The organism is Thermoactinomyces daqus, from assembly GCF_000763315.1.
GTDB classification, from domain to species: Bacteria; Bacillota; Bacilli; order Thermoactinomycetales; family Thermoactinomycetaceae; genus Thermoactinomyces_A; species Thermoactinomyces_A daqus.
The window spans coordinates 49,863-66,365 of sequence record NZ_JPST01000008.1 but is presented as its reverse complement, the minus strand read 5'-3'; the positions used below and the strand labels follow the sequence as shown (position 1 = coordinate 66,365).

19 protein-coding genes are annotated in these 16,503 nt (G+C 51.2%); 3 read left to right on the top strand and 16 right to left on the bottom strand.

The genetic code is table 11. The features are described 5' to 3' along the window. Positions 1-24: 24 nt before the first annotated feature. The 12 genes from JG50_RS0104075 to JG50_RS0104020 form a co-directional block, all read right to left on the bottom strand. Positions 25-969: an ROK family glucokinase gene (locus tag JG50_RS0104075; RefSeq protein ID WP_033099838.1), complete on the bottom strand. Its 945-nt coding sequence runs from the start codon at positions 967-969 to the stop codon at positions 25-27. Positions 970-1,192: 223 nt separating this feature from the next. Beyond that, positions 1,193-1,519: a thioredoxin family protein gene (locus tag JG50_RS0104070; RefSeq protein ID WP_033099837.1), complete on the bottom strand. Its 327-nt coding sequence runs from the start codon at positions 1,517-1,519 to the stop codon at positions 1,193-1,195. An 18-nt stretch (positions 1,520-1,537) separates the two neighbouring features. Beyond that, on the bottom strand, positions 1,538-3,199 hold the full coding sequence (locus tag JG50_RS0104065; RefSeq protein ID WP_052153983.1) for a tetratricopeptide repeat protein: 1,662 nt from the start codon (positions 3,197-3,199) through the stop codon (positions 1,538-1,540). A gap of 196 nt (positions 3,200-3,395) precedes the next feature. Beyond that, complete coding sequence (hisIE, locus tag JG50_RS0104060) at positions 3,396-4,043, bottom strand: bifunctional phosphoribosyl-AMP cyclohydrolase/phosphoribosyl-ATP diphosphatase HisIE (RefSeq protein WP_033099836.1); 648 nt, start codon at positions 4,041-4,043, stop codon at positions 3,396-3,398. Then, entirely contained in the window at positions 4,040-4,798 is a 759-nt protein-coding gene (gene hisF, locus JG50_RS0104055) for an imidazole glycerol phosphate synthase subunit HisF (RefSeq protein ID WP_033099835.1), read from the bottom strand. Before hisF ends, hisIE begins: the two co-directional genes overlap by 4 nt. Further along, positions 4,795-5,538: a 1-(5-phosphoribosyl)-5-[(5-phosphoribosylamino)methylideneamino]imidazole-4-carboxamide isomerase gene (gene hisA, locus JG50_RS0104050; RefSeq protein ID WP_033099834.1), complete on the bottom strand. Its 744-nt coding sequence runs from the start codon at positions 5,536-5,538 to the stop codon at positions 4,795-4,797. Before hisA ends, hisF begins: the two co-directional genes overlap by 4 nt. 1 nt (position 5,539) lies before the next feature. Beyond that, on the bottom strand, positions 5,540-6,157 hold the full coding sequence (gene hisH, locus JG50_RS0104045) for an imidazole glycerol phosphate synthase subunit HisH (RefSeq protein WP_033099833.1): 618 nt from the start codon (positions 6,155-6,157) through the stop codon (positions 5,540-5,542). After that, positions 6,157-6,753, bottom strand: coding sequence for an imidazoleglycerol-phosphate dehydratase HisB (gene hisB / locus JG50_RS0104040; protein ID WP_033099832.1), 597 nt, complete (start codon positions 6,751-6,753; stop codon positions 6,157-6,159). Before hisB ends, hisH begins: the two co-directional genes overlap by 1 nt. Continuing rightward, positions 6,728-8,038, bottom strand: a complete 1,311-nt coding sequence (hisD, locus tag JG50_RS0104035; protein ID WP_033099878.1) for a histidinol dehydrogenase — start codon at positions 8,036-8,038, stop codon at positions 6,728-6,730. The genes hisB and hisD overlap by 26 nt, the downstream gene beginning before the upstream one ends. Beyond that, positions 8,038-8,670, bottom strand: coding sequence for an ATP phosphoribosyltransferase (gene hisG, locus JG50_RS0104030; protein ID WP_033099831.1), 633 nt, complete (start codon positions 8,668-8,670; stop codon positions 8,038-8,040). Before hisG ends, hisD begins: the two co-directional genes overlap by 1 nt. Continuing rightward, positions 8,664-9,845 (bottom strand): ATP phosphoribosyltransferase regulatory subunit, encoded by a 1,182-nt coding sequence (gene hisZ / locus JG50_RS0104025; protein ID WP_033099830.1) that lies wholly within the window; start codon positions 9,843-9,845, stop codon positions 8,664-8,666. Before hisZ ends, hisG begins: the two co-directional genes overlap by 7 nt. A 149-nt stretch (positions 9,846-9,994) precedes the next feature. Then, the gene (locus tag JG50_RS0104020) at positions 9,995-10,567 is read right to left on the bottom strand and encodes a non-canonical purine NTP pyrophosphatase (RefSeq protein ID WP_033099829.1); all 573 of its coding nucleotides are present in this window, start codon (positions 10,565-10,567) and stop codon (positions 9,995-9,997) included. A gap of 395 nt (positions 10,568-10,962) precedes the next feature. Between JG50_RS0104020 and JG50_RS19940 the strand changes: the two genes are divergently transcribed. Then, positions 10,963-11,109, top strand: coding sequence for a hypothetical protein (locus tag JG50_RS19940; RefSeq protein WP_160173800.1), 147 nt, complete (start codon positions 10,963-10,965; stop codon positions 11,107-11,109). A gap of 63 nt (positions 11,110-11,172) precedes the next feature. Here JG50_RS19940 and JG50_RS0104015 read toward each other — a convergent pair whose 3' ends face one another. Genes JG50_RS0104015 through JG50_RS0104005 form a run of 3 tightly spaced genes read right to left on the bottom strand, consistent with a single transcriptional unit; the run spans position 11,173 to position 13,330 of the window. Next, complete coding sequence (locus JG50_RS0104015) at positions 11,173-11,898, bottom strand: amino acid ABC transporter ATP-binding protein (protein WP_033099828.1); 726 nt, start codon at positions 11,896-11,898, stop codon at positions 11,173-11,175. Beyond that, positions 11,895-12,563 carry an amino acid ABC transporter permease gene (locus JG50_RS0104010; RefSeq protein ID WP_033099827.1) on the bottom strand — a complete coding sequence of 223 codons (669 nt, stop codon included), beginning with the start codon at positions 12,561-12,563 and terminating at the stop codon, positions 11,895-11,897. The genes JG50_RS0104015 and JG50_RS0104010 overlap by 4 nt, the downstream gene beginning before the upstream one ends. Next, positions 12,563-13,330 (bottom strand): ABC transporter substrate-binding protein, encoded by a 768-nt coding sequence (locus JG50_RS0104005; RefSeq protein ID WP_052153989.1) that lies wholly within the window; start codon positions 13,328-13,330, stop codon positions 12,563-12,565. Before JG50_RS0104005 ends, JG50_RS0104010 begins: the two co-directional genes overlap by 1 nt. Before the next feature lie 430 nt (positions 13,331-13,760). Here JG50_RS0104005 and JG50_RS0104000 point away from each other — a divergent pair, with 430 nt between their 5' ends. Continuing rightward, positions 13,761-14,114 (top strand): EthD family reductase, encoded by a 354-nt coding sequence (locus tag JG50_RS0104000; RefSeq protein WP_160173799.1) that lies wholly within the window; start codon positions 13,761-13,763, stop codon positions 14,112-14,114. Positions 14,115-14,267: 153 nt separating this feature from the next. After that, positions 14,268-15,353, top strand: a complete 1,086-nt coding sequence (locus JG50_RS0103995; RefSeq protein ID WP_033099877.1) for a quinone-dependent dihydroorotate dehydrogenase — start codon at positions 14,268-14,270, stop codon at positions 15,351-15,353. 226 nt (positions 15,354-15,579) lie between these two features. Here the strand turns inward: JG50_RS0103995 and JG50_RS0103990 are convergent, their stop codons facing one another. Beyond that, entirely contained in the window at positions 15,580-16,503 is a 924-nt protein-coding gene (locus tag JG50_RS0103990; RefSeq protein ID WP_033099824.1) for a hypothetical protein, read from the bottom strand.

The window sequence follows — 16,503 nt, the reverse complement described above, 5'->3', positions numbered from 1 at the left end:
CAAATCCATTTTTTATATTATACCTTATTTGCGCCCGCGTGCTAAAAGTCCGGCCGCTCCGATGAATCCGGCCCGGTTCCCCAGCTTCGCCAGAACAATCTCGACCCCCTGTTTCACGTTGTCCTGCGCCTCTTTTTCATATGCTTCCCTGAGCGGGTTTAAGAGCACATCGCCCGCTTTTGCAACTCCTCCGCCGATGATAAAGCGGGACGGATTAAGCACCAGGGATAAAACGGCCAAAGTGCGGGCCAGCGCATCGATCGCCTTCGCCACGATTTCGGAAGCCACCGGATCGCCTTTCGCACAGGCGGAGAAGATTTCACGCGCGGAAAGGGACTCTGCCGTTAAAACCGTTTCCCTTCCCTGATCGATCGCTTCCCGGGCCATGCGTACCAGCGCAGTGGCGGAAGCAACCGTTTCCAGGCAACCGATTTGCCCGCAGTTGCACCGAACCCCCTCACGATCCACCTGAATGTGGCCCACTTCACCGGCAAAACCGTTCATGCCATGAAGCAGATGCCCTTCCGCAATCACCCCTCCGCCGACTCCGGTTCCCAGGGTAATGCAGACGAGATCGTCCACGCCTTTACCGGCGCCCTGCCATGCTTCTCCCAATGCCGCAACATTGGCATCATTGTCGATGGAGACCGGAACTTGCCAGGCCTGTTCCAGTTTCTCCTTAATCGGCACATTTCGCCAACCGAGATTTGTTAAATATTTCACAACCCCGTTTGGAATATCCAAAAATCCGGGCAGCCCGACACCGACACCGCCGATTTGATTCCAAGAGATCCCTGCACCATCCGCCAGTTGCTTCGCGTCCTCCACCATGCGCGCAATCACGCCGTCCGGGCCATCCTCTTTCTGCGTCAGATGTTCCGCCTCTGCCAAAACTTCTCCGGATTCCGACATCAGGCCCATTTTCATGCTGGTACCGCCTACATCAATCCCGATATAATATTTTCTCATAGCTGCACCTCAACCTTTGATGTCTCCGTTTTCATTTCTGAAACTAAGCATATCATGCGCATCAGACGCATACAATGCCTAAGAACAGATTCCTGTCCTTTCGGTACATCCCGGAGGGGGGAAGGCATGCCCCCAAGCTCTGACATTTGATGGCTCTTCCACAAAAAAGAAAGGACTGCCGGCTTCGATCAGCCAGCAGCCCGCCCCTTCACCCGATCAAGGCTTATTCTTTCGTTTCGCTGTATTCCTCCAAGAAAGCTTCAATCTGCTCTTTTGTCTTCGCGTAACGACTCGGCAGGCGTCCCACTTCTTTCCCGTCTTTAAATACGATAAAAGTGGGAATTCCTTTTACATTATATTCTTCGGCGATCGTGCGCGATTCATCGACATCCAGCTCGCCAAATTCAAATTGGCTGGCAAACTTGGCAGCGATGCCGGGCATGTCGGGAGCCACCCGTTTGCAATCGACACACCAGTCGGCGCTGAACTCGACAACCTTATTTCCTGTATTGATAAACGAATCAAAACGATCTTTATCCAGTTTTTTCATCAGGACGTTTGCCTCCTTTTAGGAAAAACACTTTTTCGCCATCGGTTCCAAGATTTTCGCATGGCGGGAAACCGTCGACAGCGAAACCTGATATTTTTCCGCCACTTCTTTTTGCGTCAGGGCAAAGCCATGGTATTTGGCCGCCAGGTATTCAAGAGCAGCCGCCCACCCCTCCACTTTGCGCACAGTAGTCACCTGCTCGGGAGAGTGGGTCATCCATGCTGCCCACAAGCGTTCAATCGCCTCTTGCAACTGGCGGGAGCGCCCGGGTATGTTCTCCAGACAGCAATGGAGCACTTCCTGCCATTTCCCCCGCTCGGCCGGCTCCTTTTCATTCTTGCGCCCCGAAGTGGCTGCCTCGATCTGGCGCAGGAGAAATAAAGCCACTTCCCGCAGATCTTGGTCTTCATCCTGTTCAATAAACGATTTCAACAAACTTCTGACCTCGTCATCCGCAATCCAGCCGAGCAGACGCAATACATGCAATTTGGTCTCACGGTCTCCTCGGCCGAGCGCCCAGAAAAAAGAGGAGCGGATTAGCGGATTTGTTTTGATCTGCTGCAATAACTCGCTGCTGTCATTGCCGGATTCAAAGCGCAGGAACTGCTCTTCAAACGGCAGCTGATAGTGATAGTACACCTTTGGAATCTCTTCCATTTGCAGCCACTCATCCATATGCTCCAGGTAGAAAACAGGAACCTCGGACTCAGAATGAATGGCCGCCGCTTTTTTCCAGAAATACCGGGCGCGCTCATAACGGCCGGAGTTCCATGCCGCCACGGCCGCATAGTGATAAAGGCTCGGTTCATGCACTCCATCCAGCTTGATTAGGCGCACGAACAGCTCGTAAGCGACGTGATGTTCGCCCAAAATCCCGAGTGTAGTCGCCAATTTGTAAGTATGTTCCTGATGAAACGGGACCAGTTTTTTGAGCATCTCAATAATGCCCTCGTTTTTTTCCGTCTCGCCGGTATGATGGCTGAGAACAGCCAGATTGCACAGGGCATGCAAATTGTTGGGATCGATTTTAAGTACCTGTTCAATCAGGTTCATCGCTTCCTGCAATTCCCCTGTATAGTAGTAGGCCAAAGCCAGATTGTTGCGGGCCGCCAGAAATTCCGGATGCTCCTCGATGATTTCCCGCAAGAGCCTGATCGCTTGCAGAAAGCGCCCTTCCTCCAAGTAGGCCCTTGCTTCTTCATGCTTCATCATGTACGGAGGGAGCCCGGCCGGAACCACTTCTTTCGGCGGACGTCCCATCTCTTCGGCCAACATGTACAGCATGTCTTCCGCTTCTTCCGCATACTCTCCGCTTGGATCCATGGTCAAATATTCGAGCAGGTAATCTTCGGCCAGCTCCAAGTCTCCCATATTGGCCGCATTATTCGCCATGTAAAAGAGACATTCGTACAATCCCGGATCAACTTCATCCAACACTTTCCCCAGTACTTCGTTTGACTCCTCGAAGCGCCCCAATTCCGACAAGATCCCCGCCAGATTGCAGTAGTTGACAGGATTGTCAGGCTCGAGTTCCATTGCCAGACGAAAATATTTCACCGCTTTATCATATCGGTGGCGGTCAAGCGAGCGAACGGCGCGTTCAAAGAAAAATCCCGCATCCATCCGCAAACGAACAATTTTTTCATTTTTATTATTTATGCCAACCTGAGTCTTTTTCATCTTGAATCCCCCTCACCCAGCAACACGTTTCCGAGCTGTGGTGCGGTCCGTTTTAATGATGAACTTCTCTTTCGCTTAAAAACTTTGAGATACTATTTTATCCATATTATAACCTAAGTAAATGGGGAATGGGAAAAAGCAAAATGAAAAAAAGATCGCCAATCCTGACGATCTCTTGAACAAAGTGGCATCTGATTCAGTTCTCCCCGTGTGATTTGCCGTTTTTCACATTGCGTTCTTCCAGTTCACGCAAAACCTCGTCCAACGGCAGTTTTTGCTCCCGGAGCAGGACGAGCAGATGATAAAGCAAGTCCGCCGTTTCATGGCGCAACTCATCCGCCGAGCGGTTTTTGGCGGCGATGATCACTTCGGCCGACTCTTCTCCCACCTTTTTCAATATTTTATCCAGCCCTTTTGTAAACAGGTAAGTGGTGTAGGAACCTTCCGGGCGCTCAGCCTCGCGGCGGGCCACGACCGATTCCAACCAGTTGATCACGGAGAAGCGGTCAGGTGCAGCCGTAACTGCCTTGTCAAAACAGCTGTAGGTTCCCCGATGGCAAGCGGGCCCCATGGGAATAACTTGCACCAGAATCGCATCGCCGTCGCAATCATAATGGATAGCCGTAACCTTCTGCACATTCCCGGACGTTTCCCCTTTATGCCAAAGTTTTCTGCGGGAACGGCTGTATAACCATGTTTCTTCTTTGCTGATCGTGAGAGAAAGCGCTTCTTGATTCATATAGGCTAGGGTGAGCACTTCTTTGCTGACTGCATCCTGGATAATCGCCGGAACAAGGGCGTTTTCATCAAATTTTACTTTTGCGGGGTCAAAGGTGACATTCAACGCACTTCCACTCCTTTAGCTCGCAGGTGCTCTTTCACGCTGGCAATCGAAACTTCTCCAAAATGAAAAATAGAGGCAGCCAATGCGGCTGAGGCAGCAGTTTGCTCAAATACTTCGGCAAAATGCTGCTCATTTCCGGCACCGCCCGAAGCGATGACGGGAATGTTTATTTCCCGGGAAATTTCCCGGGTCAGCGGCAGATCAAAGCCGTTTTTCTGACCGTCCTGATCCATGCTGGTGAGCAAAATCTCGCCCGCTCCCCGATCCACCGCCTCTTTTGCCCAGTCCAAAGCCCGTTTGCCGGTGTGGTTTCGCCCTCCGTGCGTATAGACAAACCAATCCCCGGCATCCGGATCGTATTTGGCATCGATCGCCACCACGATACACTGGCTGCCAAATCTCCTTGCTCCTTCTTCAATCAGTTCGGGATTTAAGATTGCCGAGGTATTGATGGAAACCTTATCCGCACCTGCGCGCAGAATCTCAAACATGTCCTCCACACTCCCGATCCCGCCGCCGACGGTGAAAGGAATGCTCAGCTCCCCTGCCGCCCTTCTCACAACATCGCGCATCGTCTTACGCCCTTCATGGGAAGCTGAAATATCGAGAAAAACCAGCTCATCGGCCCGCTGGCGATCATATTCGGCCGCAAGCTCCACCGGATCGCCGGCATCGCGCAGGTTGACGAAGGAAACACCTTTCACCACGCGCCCGTCTTTTACGTCCAGACAAGGGATAATTCGTTTGGTAATCATTGATTCCTCACCCCGGCCACTTCACGCATCGCCTCCCCGAGCCTGATCGCGCCGGTGTACAGCGCTTTTCCGATGATCGCCCCTTGAACTCCTTCCCTTTCTGCCTTTGCCAATTCCTTCAAATCGTCAATTGATTTGACTCCACCCGAAGCGATCACCTGTTTTTTACACGCGCGGGCCAAATCGCGGACCGCTTGCACATTGGCACCTGACAGCGTGCCATCACGGGAAATATCGGTAAAAACAAACGTTTCCGCCCCCAACTGCACCATCTCCGCAGCCAGCTCCTCAGCGGACACTTCCGAAGTATCCAACCAGCCGTGGGTGGCCACTTTGCCATTGCGGGCATCAATGCCGATCGCAATCCGGCGGCCATGTGATTTCAGCGCCTCTTTCACAAAAGCCGGGTCATCCAGAGCAGCCGAGCCGATGACCACACGGCTCACCCCCGCTTCGAGCAAGCGTTCCAGGCGCTTGTGATCGCGCACTCCGCCTCCCACTTGAACGGGAACTTCAACCAACCGGGTTAATTCTTCAATCAATCGGTAGTTGGCCGATTCTCCGGAACGGGCCGCATCCAGATCGACCACATGCAGCCACTCCGCTCCCTGCCTGATCCAGGTTTGCGCCACCTGCAGCGGATCTTCCCCGTACACCGTTTCCCTGTCGTAATCTCCTTGTGTCAGCCGCACGCATCTGCCACCGCGAATATCAATGGCAGGGTATAATTGAAAGTTCATGTTACACTCCCACCTTCGTCTCTGTTAAGAGCACAAATCGCTCCAGCAATTTCCTGCCCAGCTCTCCGCTCTTCTCAGGATGAAACTGCATGCCGTAAATATTGTTCCGCGCGACGACCGCCGTTACCGGCTGATAATAATCCGTGGTGGCAATCACGTCCTCCGCATTCCTCGCCTGCACATGGTAAGAATGGACAAAGTAGACATAATCCTCTTCCAAACCGTAAAAGAGAGGGTGGGGATGCTTGATCGACAGCCAGTTCCATCCCATATGGGGAATCAGATAATCTCCGGAAAACCGGACGACATGGCCGGGCAACAGGTTCAGCCCCTGATAATACCCATGTTCATCACTGCTGGAAAATAACAGTTGCATCCCGAGGCAAATCCCGAGCAGTGGTTTCCCCTGGTTTGCTTCCTGTTTGATGACGGAAACCAGCCCGCGTTCCTCCAATTCGCGCATGGCATCCCCAAACGCCCCGACACCCGGCAAAATGATCCCGCCCGACTGCTTGATTTCCTCATGGTCAGAGGTAACCCGAAACGGGACATTCATCCGCTTCAGCGCCATGGAAACGCTGTGCAAATTTCCCATTCCATAGTCGATGACAGCCAGCATCACAGCACCCCCTTTGACGAGGGAATCCCCTGCACGCGCGGATCAAGCGATGTGGCTTCATCCAGCGCTCTGCCCAACGCCTTGAAACAAGCTTCAATCATATGGTGGGTATTGCGGCCGTAATGAAGAATCACGTGCAACGTCATCCGCGCCTCCAGGGCCAGCTTCCAGAAAAATTCATGAACCAGTTCCGTGTCAAACTGCCCCACCTTGCCACCGGGAAGATCCACCCGGAATTCCAGATGGGGACGATTGGAGAGATCAAGTGCCACTTGCGCCAGCGACTCATCCATCGGGACAAAAAAGTTTCCATAGCGCCGGATGCCCCGTTTATCCCCCAAAGCGCGGCGAAGCGCCTGACCCAAGCAGATGGCAATATCCTCAACCGTATGGTGGTCATCGATTTCATGATCGCCTTTCGCTTTGACGCTCAAATCAAACTGGCCATGCTTGGCAAACAAATCAAGCATATGCTCCAAAAACGGAACGCCTGTCCGCAGTTCCGTCCGTCCCGATCCATCCACGTTCAACGTCAGGGAAATCTCCGTTTCACCGGTTTTTCGTTCAATGCTACCGATTCGCTCTTTTGCTTCCACCTTTTTGCTCCCCTTCCTTCGCATGATCCAGACGCACCCGGATGGAGGCAGCATGGGCCGTCAAACCTTCTGCCCGGGCCAGCGTCATCACTTTTTTCCCGTCCCGGCACAGCGCCTCCCTGCTGTAGGAGATCAGGCTCGTCTTTTTCACAAATTGATCCACACCGAGCGGGGAAAAGAAGCGGGCAGTTCCATTCGTGGGCAGGACATTGTTGGGCCCGGCGAAATAGTCGCCGATCGGCTCCGGACTGAAGTTCCCCAAAAAGACGGCTCCGGCATGTTTTACTTTCCCCAGCCACTGCCACGGTTCTTCGATGGCAAGCTCGAGATGCTCAGGGGCCAATTGATTGGCTGCGGCAAAGGCCTCTGCAAGGTCGTCAACCACGCAAATCGCTCCGTGCCGCCGGATCGATTCCGCCGCAATCTCGCGCCGTTCCAGCCGGTTACATTGCAGCTCCACTTCCTTTGCCACTTTTTCCGCCAAATCGGGAGAAGGCGTGATCAAAACAGCGGAAGCCATCGGATCATGCTCCGCCTGCGAAAGGAGATCGGCAGCGACATACACGGGATTGGCCGAATCATCCGCAATTACGACTATTTCACTCGGCCCGGCGATGCTGTCAATATCAACCTGCCCGTAAACAGCCTGTTTCGCCAAGGCAACATACACGTTGCCAGGGCCGACAATTTTGTCAACCGGCGGAATGCTTTCCGTTCCGTAGGCCAACGCAGCCACCGCCTGCGCTCCGCCAACTTTGTATATCGACGTCACCCCGGCGATCCGCGCGGCTGCCAGGGTCGGAGCATAAACCGTGCCATCGGGCAGAGGAGGCGTCACCATCACCCGTTCCGGCACCCCCGCCACTTTTGCCGGCAAAACATTCATCAGCACGGAGGAAGGGTAAGCGGCCTTTCCCCCCGGCACATAAACACCGACCCGTTCAAGCGGCCGGATCAGCTGGCCTAAAATCGTCCCGTCCGGTTCGGGTGAGAACCAGGAATTCTGCTTTTGTTTTTCATGGTAGGCTGAAATGCGCCGGGCAGCTTCATGAAGCGCTTCGAGAAAAGCGGGTTCCACTTTCCCCATCGCCTCGTCGATCTCTTCTTCGCTCACCTTGAGCGTCACAAGATCGGCTTTGTCCAATTCTTTCGTCAGCCGAAACAGCGCGGCATCCCCTTCTTGTCTGATCTGTTTGATAATGCTTTGGACAATGCGCCTCTCCCGCTCGGTATCCTGGTCATTCTTCCGCCTGGTATCCAGTTGCTCTTTCTTTATGATCGAGATCATCGCCTGACACACTCCCCAATCACCTTGCTTAAAGCGTTCATCAAAGCCGAAATGGGTTCACTTTTCAATCGGTAACTGGCCCGGTTAGCAATCATCCTGGACGTGACCGTGCAAATCGGTTCAAGCTCAACCAGCCCGTTTTCCCGCAAAGTTTGGCCGGTGGACACAATGTCGACAATCCGGTCGGCCAAACCGATGATGGGTGCCAGTTCAACCGAACCGTTTAGCAGGATTACCTCGACTTGCTGCCCCTTTTCTTTAAAATATTTCTCGGCGATGCGGGGGTATTTCGTGGCAACCCGCGGGTAAAGTCCCGGTCTCCAGTCCGGCTTCCCCGCCACGGCCATCCGGCAGGGACTGATGCGCAAATCGAGCAGTTCATACACGTCGCGTTCCTGCTCCAACAGTACATCTTTCCCCACAATGCCCAAATCGGCCACACCATACTCCACATAAGTCGGCACATCCATCGGCTTGGCCAGAAAGAGGGAGAAGCCCGCTTCCGGCATGGTAATCACCAGCTTTCGCGAATCCTCGTTCAGAGAATCAGAGACGGGAATCCCCGCCCTGCTGAACAATTCGAGGGCTTCCTTTAAAATGCGCCCTTTGGCCATGGCAATGGTCAGCATCCGCCTTCCCCCTTTCCTTCCGGCAAGGTCACAACCCTGTCATAGCGCTTTGCAATCTCGGGCAGCCCGTCCTCTTCCGCAAGCAGATGGGTCGCCACCGCATATCCTTCCTCCCGCAACTGACGGGCCTGGGACAGAGCTTCTTTTTTCCGGTCTGCCTGATAAAACAAGCCGATCGTTTCCCGAGGTTCGGGACGGAGCGGGCGTGCGGCAAGCAAATGGTCAAGTTGTACCGCAAAACCGGTCGCCGGCAAAAAACGGCGGAAATGACGATACAACCCGTCATACCGTCCCCCGCTGAGCAACGGGAATCCCTGGCCGGCAGCATATCCTTCAAAGTAAACACCGGTGTAGTAATCAAGGCTGCCCACCAGCCCGAGATCAAGGGTCACCGCTCCGGCGCATCCATAAGCATCCAGATATTCAAACAACTCTTCCAGATGCTGTCCCGCTTCCTGAACGGCAAGACTCCGGCTTCCGCTCGTTAAACGTTTGATCTGATCCAGCGTCGTTCCTGCCTGAACCAACGTTTCAATCTCAATCCGTTGAGACTCCTTCAACCCGATTTCCCCAAGCTGCTTGCGAAATTCGACCAAATTTCGCGCTCCCAGCTGCTCTTTCAGCCGGGTGAGCGCTTCATCATCCTCAATGCGCTCACGCAGGAACCCTTCCAACAGCCCGACATGACCCAGCGCGATTTGAAAGGAATCGACCCGGCAAGCGGTCAAGACCTTGACAGAGAGCGCAATCACTTCGGCATCTGCCTCCGCCCCCGCTTCCCCGACCAACTCAACCCCGGACTGAAAAAATTCGGAATTGCGGCCAGCTTCATTTTCCTGCGCACGAAAAACATTGGCATGGTAACACAAACGCAGCGGAAGCGGTTCGTGTTTCAACAGGGAAGTAACCACCCTGGCGATCGGGGCGGTTTGGTCCGGCCGCAACACAAGGGTGTTCCCTTCCCGATCCATGCATTTGAACATGCGTGATTCAGCGATGGCGCTCGCTTGGCCAACCGTCTCATAAAATTCCAGGGTCGGCGTCCCCACTTCCGCATAGCCCCATTTGGCAAACTCGGTTTGGATCAATTCTTCCATCATGCGTTTCCTTGCAGCCAGTGGCGGCGGAAAATCACGAAAACCAGTCGGTTTTTCAAAAATAAGCGGCTTGGTCATTCTGGCTCCCCTTCATCCGTTTTGCTTTAGTTTGCTAATACGCTAAAGGATCAATTGTTTCATAGTATAACACGCTTGCGGCACTTTGGCTAGGAGGCTTTTCCCGTAAAAAATTTATTGCCGGTTTTGTCTGGCTTTTAGTTGGAAAATCAGTCCACCTGTTCGGTCTCTTTCAGCCAGTTCACCATCTTTTCCAACGCCTTCCGCCGATACGAATAATGCATTCGTTCCGCTGATGTCATATCTTTTAATACCTTTGTCGCACCATCGGGAAGAAAAATGGGATCAAACGGGAACCCCGGCTCCGGTTTGATCCTCTCCGGCCACTCCTCCAAAATGACGCCCCTCGTCTTCCCGGTGAATACCTTCTGTTTCCCTCGCCAGCTTACCCCGACTGCACCTTCAAACCAGGCCCTCCGGTCTTCCCCTGCCAGCAGCTTCGCGATCCCGCGATAGCCGATTCTCTCAAACACGCGTTTGGTCAGGACCCCGGGGAATCCGGGATAAGCGGCCAAATACAGTCCCGCATCATCCACCATAATGGGACCGGATCCGCTAACGGCCGCTTGCTCCAATTTGATGCGGGCCACTTCTGTCACCGTTCCTGCATCCGGTTCGTCCAGCGGAAGGTCGATGCTTTCCACTTCAAAGCCGAATGGAGATAAAATTTCCCTCGCTTCTGCCAATTTCCCCGTATTTTGTGTTGCAAAAAAAATCTTCATCTGACTCTCTCCTCTTATCGCACATCAGGCATGCTGTTCTCCTTTTATCGGAATCCATTTTTGCTCTTCCGCACCCCTGCTTTCCTATCTTAATCTACCCTAAGCCCGTTTTTCATTCACATCTCCGCACCGCCCGGCCATAATTTAAAAGAAGTGGACAAAAAATGGCGCTTTGTTACGAATATATAAATATATTTATTTTAAGCTTATGGCCAAAGTCTCCCGGAGCAGGAGGATGCGGGGTTTGGTGGTTTTCTTCACTTTCCGCTCCTGAAAAAGTCGTTGCAGAGAAGCCCCCTTCCGCTGAAGTTTATCCACTGCCCGGATGATTGACTTTTTGTGACTGAACCTGATGTTTCCGATTCAACGCTTGTGGAAAGGAGAGGACGCACATTATGGCGATGTTGGCTTTCTTGTTTTTCACAGCTGGGGTCGTCCTCGAATTGCTCGGCTTCATTCTCATATTAAAAGGAAAAGCAACCTCACTGGAGCCTATCATTCTGGGACTGGTCTGCTTTTTAATCGGTTTTTTGGCCCGCTGAATCCGACCATTTACATAAAAAAGCACTCACCCTCGCCGGATGAGTGCTTATGGCCTTTGTTTTTTATCCCAGCACTTGACTCAAAAACTGACTTGTTCGCTCTTCGCTCGGATGCTCAAATATTTTCTCCGGCGTTCCTGTCTCCACAATCCGGCCTTCATCCAGGAAGACGACCTGATCGGCCACCTCACGGGCAAATCCCATTTCATGTGTCACGATCACCATCGTCATCCCCTCTTTGGCCAGTTCCTTCATCACCGACAGCACTTCCCCGACCAACTCCGGATCAAGAGCCGAAGTAGGTTCATCAAACAACATGGCTTTCGGTTCCATGGCCAAAGCCCGGGCGATGGCCACCCTCTGCTTCTGACCGCCGGACAGGGAGCCGGGATACACATTTGCCTTGTCCTCCAACCCCACCTTGCACAGCAATTTCCACGCCATTTCTTTCGCTTCTTTTTTCTTCTTTTTCTTCACATAAACCGGAGCTTCCATGATGTTTTCCAACACATTTTTATGGGGGAACAAGTGAAAGTGTTGGAAGACCATCCCCACCTCCTGACGAATCCAATTTAAATCGCTTTCTTTTGGGTCGACCTTTTCCCCGAAGAGGTAAATTTCCCCGGAATCGGACTGTTCCAGAAAGTTCATGCAGCGAAGCAGGGTGCTTTTTCCTGAACCGCTGGCCCCGATCAGCACCACCACTTCCCCTTCGTTTACCTGAAGATCAATCTCTTTCAATACTTGCAGCTGCCCGTACCACTTGCTGACCGCCTTCAGTTGAATCAAGCCCTGACACTCCTTTGTTCGACATTAAGCCGTTTTTCCAGCCATCTCAGCATAAAGGTGAAGATGAGAATGAGCGCAAGATAATAAAGCCCGTTAACCAAATAGGTTGGAAACTGTCTGAAGTTGTCCGCAGCTGCCCCCAATCCGCTCGCCCACAGTTCTGTTCCGCCGATGTAAGCAACCAGTGAAGAATCTTTCAGCCCAATAATAAACTGATTGCCCAAAGCAGGAATCGAACGGCGAAACGCCTGCGGCAGGATGATCCGGCGCATCGCCAGCCAATAAGACATCCCCAGGGAGCGCGCCGCTTCCATCTGGCCATTTTCAATCGATTGAATCGCCCCGCGGAAAATCTCGGCGATATAGGCTCCGGCATGGACAGCCAAAGCGATCACCCCCGCCGTAAAGGAATCCAGTACCACGAATTCCGCCAGGCCAAAATAAAGGGTGACAATTTGTACAATCAGCGGTGTCCCGCGAATAATCGCGATGTAAAGAAGAGCCATTCCCTTGAGAACAGGATTCCCCGACAGGCGGCAAAAAGCGAAAAACAAACCGATCGCCGTCGCCAGCAGCAGTGACCAAAAAGTGAGCTGCACGGTCTGCCAAGCCGCCTGCATAAACTCGTCAAAAGTGGTTTGGAAAATCTCCAGTAACGTTATCATCAGCGGGCTCCCTCCTCTTGTTCGTTTGTCAAAATATTCCGATTAAAATATTTTTGGCTGATTCGTTCATAAGTTCCGTTGGCAATGATCTTTTGCAGAGCCCGGTTCATCTTCTCCCTTAACCGGTCATTACCTTTGCGAACCGCAATCGCCATGTTATCCGTGGTCAGCGGCTTACCGACATCCTGAATCGGAAATCGCATCTTGTTCATGGCATACAGGCCGACTGCCTGATCCGTAATCACGGCATCAATCCGATCGGTCGGCAAATCCTGCAAGGCGGTAATATCGCTGGTATACTCCACAATATCCGGGGAATATTTTGCAGCAACATCTTTAAACGTACTCGCCTTGACCACACCGATTTTTTTCCCTTTCAGGTCTGCGGCCGATGTAATGCTGCGGTTCCCCTTTTTCACGAAAATCTGCGCCCCTGAACGGTAATACGGGTCGGTAAAGTCAACGGCCTTCTTCCGCTCATCCGTAATCGCCATGCTCCCGATGATCGCATCATACTTTTGCGCCTGCAAGCCGGCAATGATCGTCTCCCAGGGAGTGGTCACGGGCTTCGGCTTCAATCCCATCTCTTTGGCCAGCGCCTTTCCGATTTCCACATCAAAACCGGTCACCCGGCCCCCATTTTTAAAATCACGATAGTTAAACGGCTTGTACAATCCGCTCATAGCAAATGAGAATGTGCCTTTTTCCAGGGTAATCTGCCCTTTTGGTCCAGGACCGGCACAAGCGGTCAAACCCAAAAACGCCATCAGCAAAAAAGAAATACCGGATATCCAAAGGAAACGAATTACAAAAACCTCCTTTTGCCGATGGAAGTTATTTCAAAATAAACTTCTTGATTCTATTTTGAAATAACTTCCATACTTAAATTGTTTCACTCTATAAAACCCCTGTTACCCTTCTATATCGTTTTGCAAACATTTATATTTAAAATAATTATTCCGCAACTACTTACATCCATTCTTCGTCTATAAAAAAAAGGTTGCTTGCAGAAAAATAAATAAAATGATCTTGAAAAGATTCATTTTTTTCTACACCAAAAATATTAAAATTAAATTATTAGTCTCCATTAAGCAATTATCTTTTATTCTTCTTTTTATTCGTTTTTTGTTGCATTCCTCAATCCATATTGGGTTGCATTTGACGAGACATGAATGTTTTCTGGAGAGGAGTTTTTGCATGTACAAGGTGATCGGGCTATACAAAAAGACAGAGAAAGAAGAAGAATTTATAAACCATCTCACCAATAACATTATTCCCCAAGCGCTGAAGATTCCCGGGATTATCAAAGTCGATATCACACACCTCGTCCCCTCCCCGTCATCTCCAAGTGATATTAACGAATACAATGACTATTTCCTGATGTGCGAAATCTACTTCGCCAGCTCGGATGCATTGCAACAAGTTCTGGAGAGCGAACAGGGGAAAGCGATCGCCGAAGTCTGGGTGGGAAGCGCCTCTTCCTTCTTAACCACTTACGTCGGTAAAGAGGAATCTTATACAGCGAGTTTATTTACACGCTATCAAACATAAACCTTTGCATGCTTTTCATCCCTTGCAAATATCCATCCCATGTCTGCACTTGAAAAGCTGGCCGGTCCGTACCGGCCGGCTTTGTTTTTGTCCCCGATTGTGGTATGCTACGTTTCGGAAAATCAGGGTTTTGGAAAGGAAGTTCAGTCCATGATCTATCGCTCCTTACGCCGTTTACTGTTTCAGATGGACCCGGAACAGGCTCACGAATGGACGATCCGCTCGCTCAAATGGATGCAGGCAAATCCATGGATAAAAAACTCGTTTCAAAGGCAAATGACCGTGAACGACCCGCGCCTTCACACCACTTACTGGGGACTTTCATTTCCAAACCCCGTCGGACTGGCAGCCGGGTTTGACAAACACGCCAACGTATACCCGGGTTTGGCCGCTCTTGGCTTTGGTTATGTAGAAGTGGGAACACTCACTCCACAGCCGCAAAGCGGAAACCCCAAACCACGCCTCTTTCGGCTTCTTCCCGACCAAGCGGTGATCAACCGTATGGGCTTTAACAACGATGGGGCGGAAGCAGCCAAGGCATCATTTACCCGCCTGCCCCGCCCCTCCATTCCGATCGGCATCAATTTGGGCAAAAACAAGGACACACCCAATGACGAGGCTGCCGAGGATTACCGGAAAGGATTAAATGAACTTTATTCCTGCGGCGATTATTTCGTGATCAATATCAGTTCTCCCAACACCAAGGGATTGCGCGATCTCCAACATGCCGCCTCGTTAAACAGCCTGTTGGCCGCCATCCTGGAAAAGCGCGATGAACTGGCGAAAAAATATGAACAAAAACGGCCAATCCTCTTAAAAATTGCCCCGGATTTAGAGAACGAAGAAGTGGAAGAGATTGTCACCATCGCCCTTGAAAAAGGAATTGACGGTATCATTGCCACCAATACCACCATTTCCCGCGAAGGTTTGTCCTCTCCTTTGCAGAAAGAAACAGGCGGGCTCAGCGGCCGTCCGCTCGTCAACCGCTCCACGGCTATGATTCGCCGAATTTACAAAATCACCCGGGGCCGGGTGCCGATCATCGGAGTCGGCGGGATCTTTACCGGTCAGGACGCCTATGACAAAATCCGTGCCGGGGCCAATCTCATCCAGGTTTATACCGGCATGATCTACCGCGGGCCTTCCATCGCCAAATGGATTAATCAGGAACTGCTCGAACTGATGAATCGGGATCAAGTGTCCAGCATCAGCGATCTGGTCGGTCTTGATCATCAGTAACGCGTCCGTTCATCGCCGGCAAATTTCAGGCTCTCCCTCTTTTTCGTTCGGGAGAGCCTGTTTTATACCGAAGTCGATAAAATCCGTCAAAGCCAAAAGGGCAATCCTTCCTGAACCATTTTTGAAACGGAATGAATAAGACAAGACAGCTGTCAGGGGGCTTCAGGCCTTCACTCGAAACATCTGAGCCCCTTCCTTGTAAAAAGCCGGGCTGCAGCTTCTCCGACTATGCCTTTAACTCTATACCTTCGACGTCAAGCTGATATTTCTCTATGGCCTTTTTTAGCCAATTTTGCTTTGGATGATCAATATAATTCGTAAAATCCGGTTCCCGGCGATATTTTTTCACAATCCCCTGCTTCCAAAAGTACTCTTGGATGATCTGCCGGATCTTCTCTGCATCTTCATTTTGACAGCGGATCGTCAGCTTGGCATAAAACTCCTTTGGCCGGCCTTCCTTCCGATAAAATTCAACATGAATGACTGCATGGGGATTGACGTATCTATTTCGAAGAAGATAAAAGCTTGTTTGATTATATTGTAATCGATCCAAGCTATCCTGATGTAGCTTTATGTCCCCCTCTCCATAGCGAATTCTCATCGCTTCTGCGATTTCTTTGATCAATTCCGGTTGTAAATCAACGGTACGCAATTCAAACTGGTACTGCTGATACTCCTCCGGGCAATACTTCTTTTCCGGTGGTTTTTCCGGTACATCGATGTCCAGATTATATTTTTCTGCATAGGGCCTTAACCAATTTTTATAAGGATCATTCACATAGTTTACAAAATCCATGTTATAGTCTTCATAAAGATCTTCCGCTGTTTCCACAAATCTACGGAATGCTTGCTGCACCTTGGGCGCATCTTCTTTCCGGCAACGCACCACTACATGGCAATAATCATTTTCATCTCCGACTCCGGCATAAAAATACACCGCGATCACGGCATTCCGGTCTTTTTCCTCATTTCGAAACAGATAGAACAGATCCTTTTCTCTTCGGTTATACCAAGCATCACCGTAATCCTTTAACTCTTCCCCGGAAATCCGGATCTCCATCGCCTCTGCAAATCCTTTGATTAATTCCTCATCTGCATCCAGGCAATACATGTACCACTGGTATTGTTCATAGTCTTCCGGTCGAAACAT

Coding starts and splice junctions, on each gene's coding strand:
- JG50_RS0104010 (WP_033099827.1), bottom strand. CDS start 12,563: ATGATAACGTTACTGGAGATTTTCCAAACCACTTTTGACGAGTTTATG.
- hisF (WP_033099835.1), bottom strand. CDS start 4,798: ATGATTACCAAACGAATTATCCCTTGTCTGGACGTAAAAGACGGGCGC.
- JG50_RS0104005 (WP_052153989.1), bottom strand. CDS start 13,330: ATGGCGTTTTTGGGTTTGACCGCTTGTGCCGGTCCTGGACCAAAAGGG.
- hisA (WP_033099834.1), bottom strand. CDS start 5,538: ATGAACTTTCAATTATACCCTGCCATTGATATTCGCGGTGGCAGATGC.
- hisZ (WP_033099830.1), bottom strand. CDS start 9,845: ATGACCAAGCCGCTTATTTTTGAAAAACCGACTGGTTTTCGTGATTTT.
- hisH (WP_033099833.1), bottom strand. CDS start 6,157: ATGCTGGCTGTCATCGACTATGGAATGGGAAATTTGCACAGCGTTTCC.
- JG50_RS0104075 (WP_033099838.1), bottom strand. CDS start 969: ATGAGAAAATATTATATCGGGATTGATGTAGGCGGTACCAGCATGAAA.
- JG50_RS0104020 (WP_033099829.1), bottom strand. CDS start 10,567: ATGAAGATTTTTTTTGCAACACAAAATACGGGGAAATTGGCAGAAGCG.
- JG50_RS0103990 (WP_033099824.1), bottom strand. CDS start 16,503: ATGTTTCGACCGGAAGACTATGAACAATACCAGTGGTACATGTATTGC.
- JG50_RS19940 (WP_160173800.1), top strand. CDS start 10,963: ATGGCGATGTTGGCTTTCTTGTTTTTCACAGCTGGGGTCGTCCTCGAA.
- JG50_RS0104070 (WP_033099837.1), bottom strand. CDS start 1,519: ATGAAAAAACTGGATAAAGATCGTTTTGATTCGTTTATCAATACAGGA.
- hisG (WP_033099831.1), bottom strand. CDS start 8,670: ATGCTGACCATTGCCATGGCCAAAGGGCGCATTTTAAAGGAAGCCCTC.
- JG50_RS0104065 (WP_052153983.1), bottom strand. CDS start 3,199: ATGAAAAAGACTCAGGTTGGCATAAATAATAAAAATGAAAAAATTGTT.
- JG50_RS0104000 (WP_160173799.1), top strand. CDS start 13,761: ATGTACAAGGTGATCGGGCTATACAAAAAGACAGAGAAAGAAGAAGAA.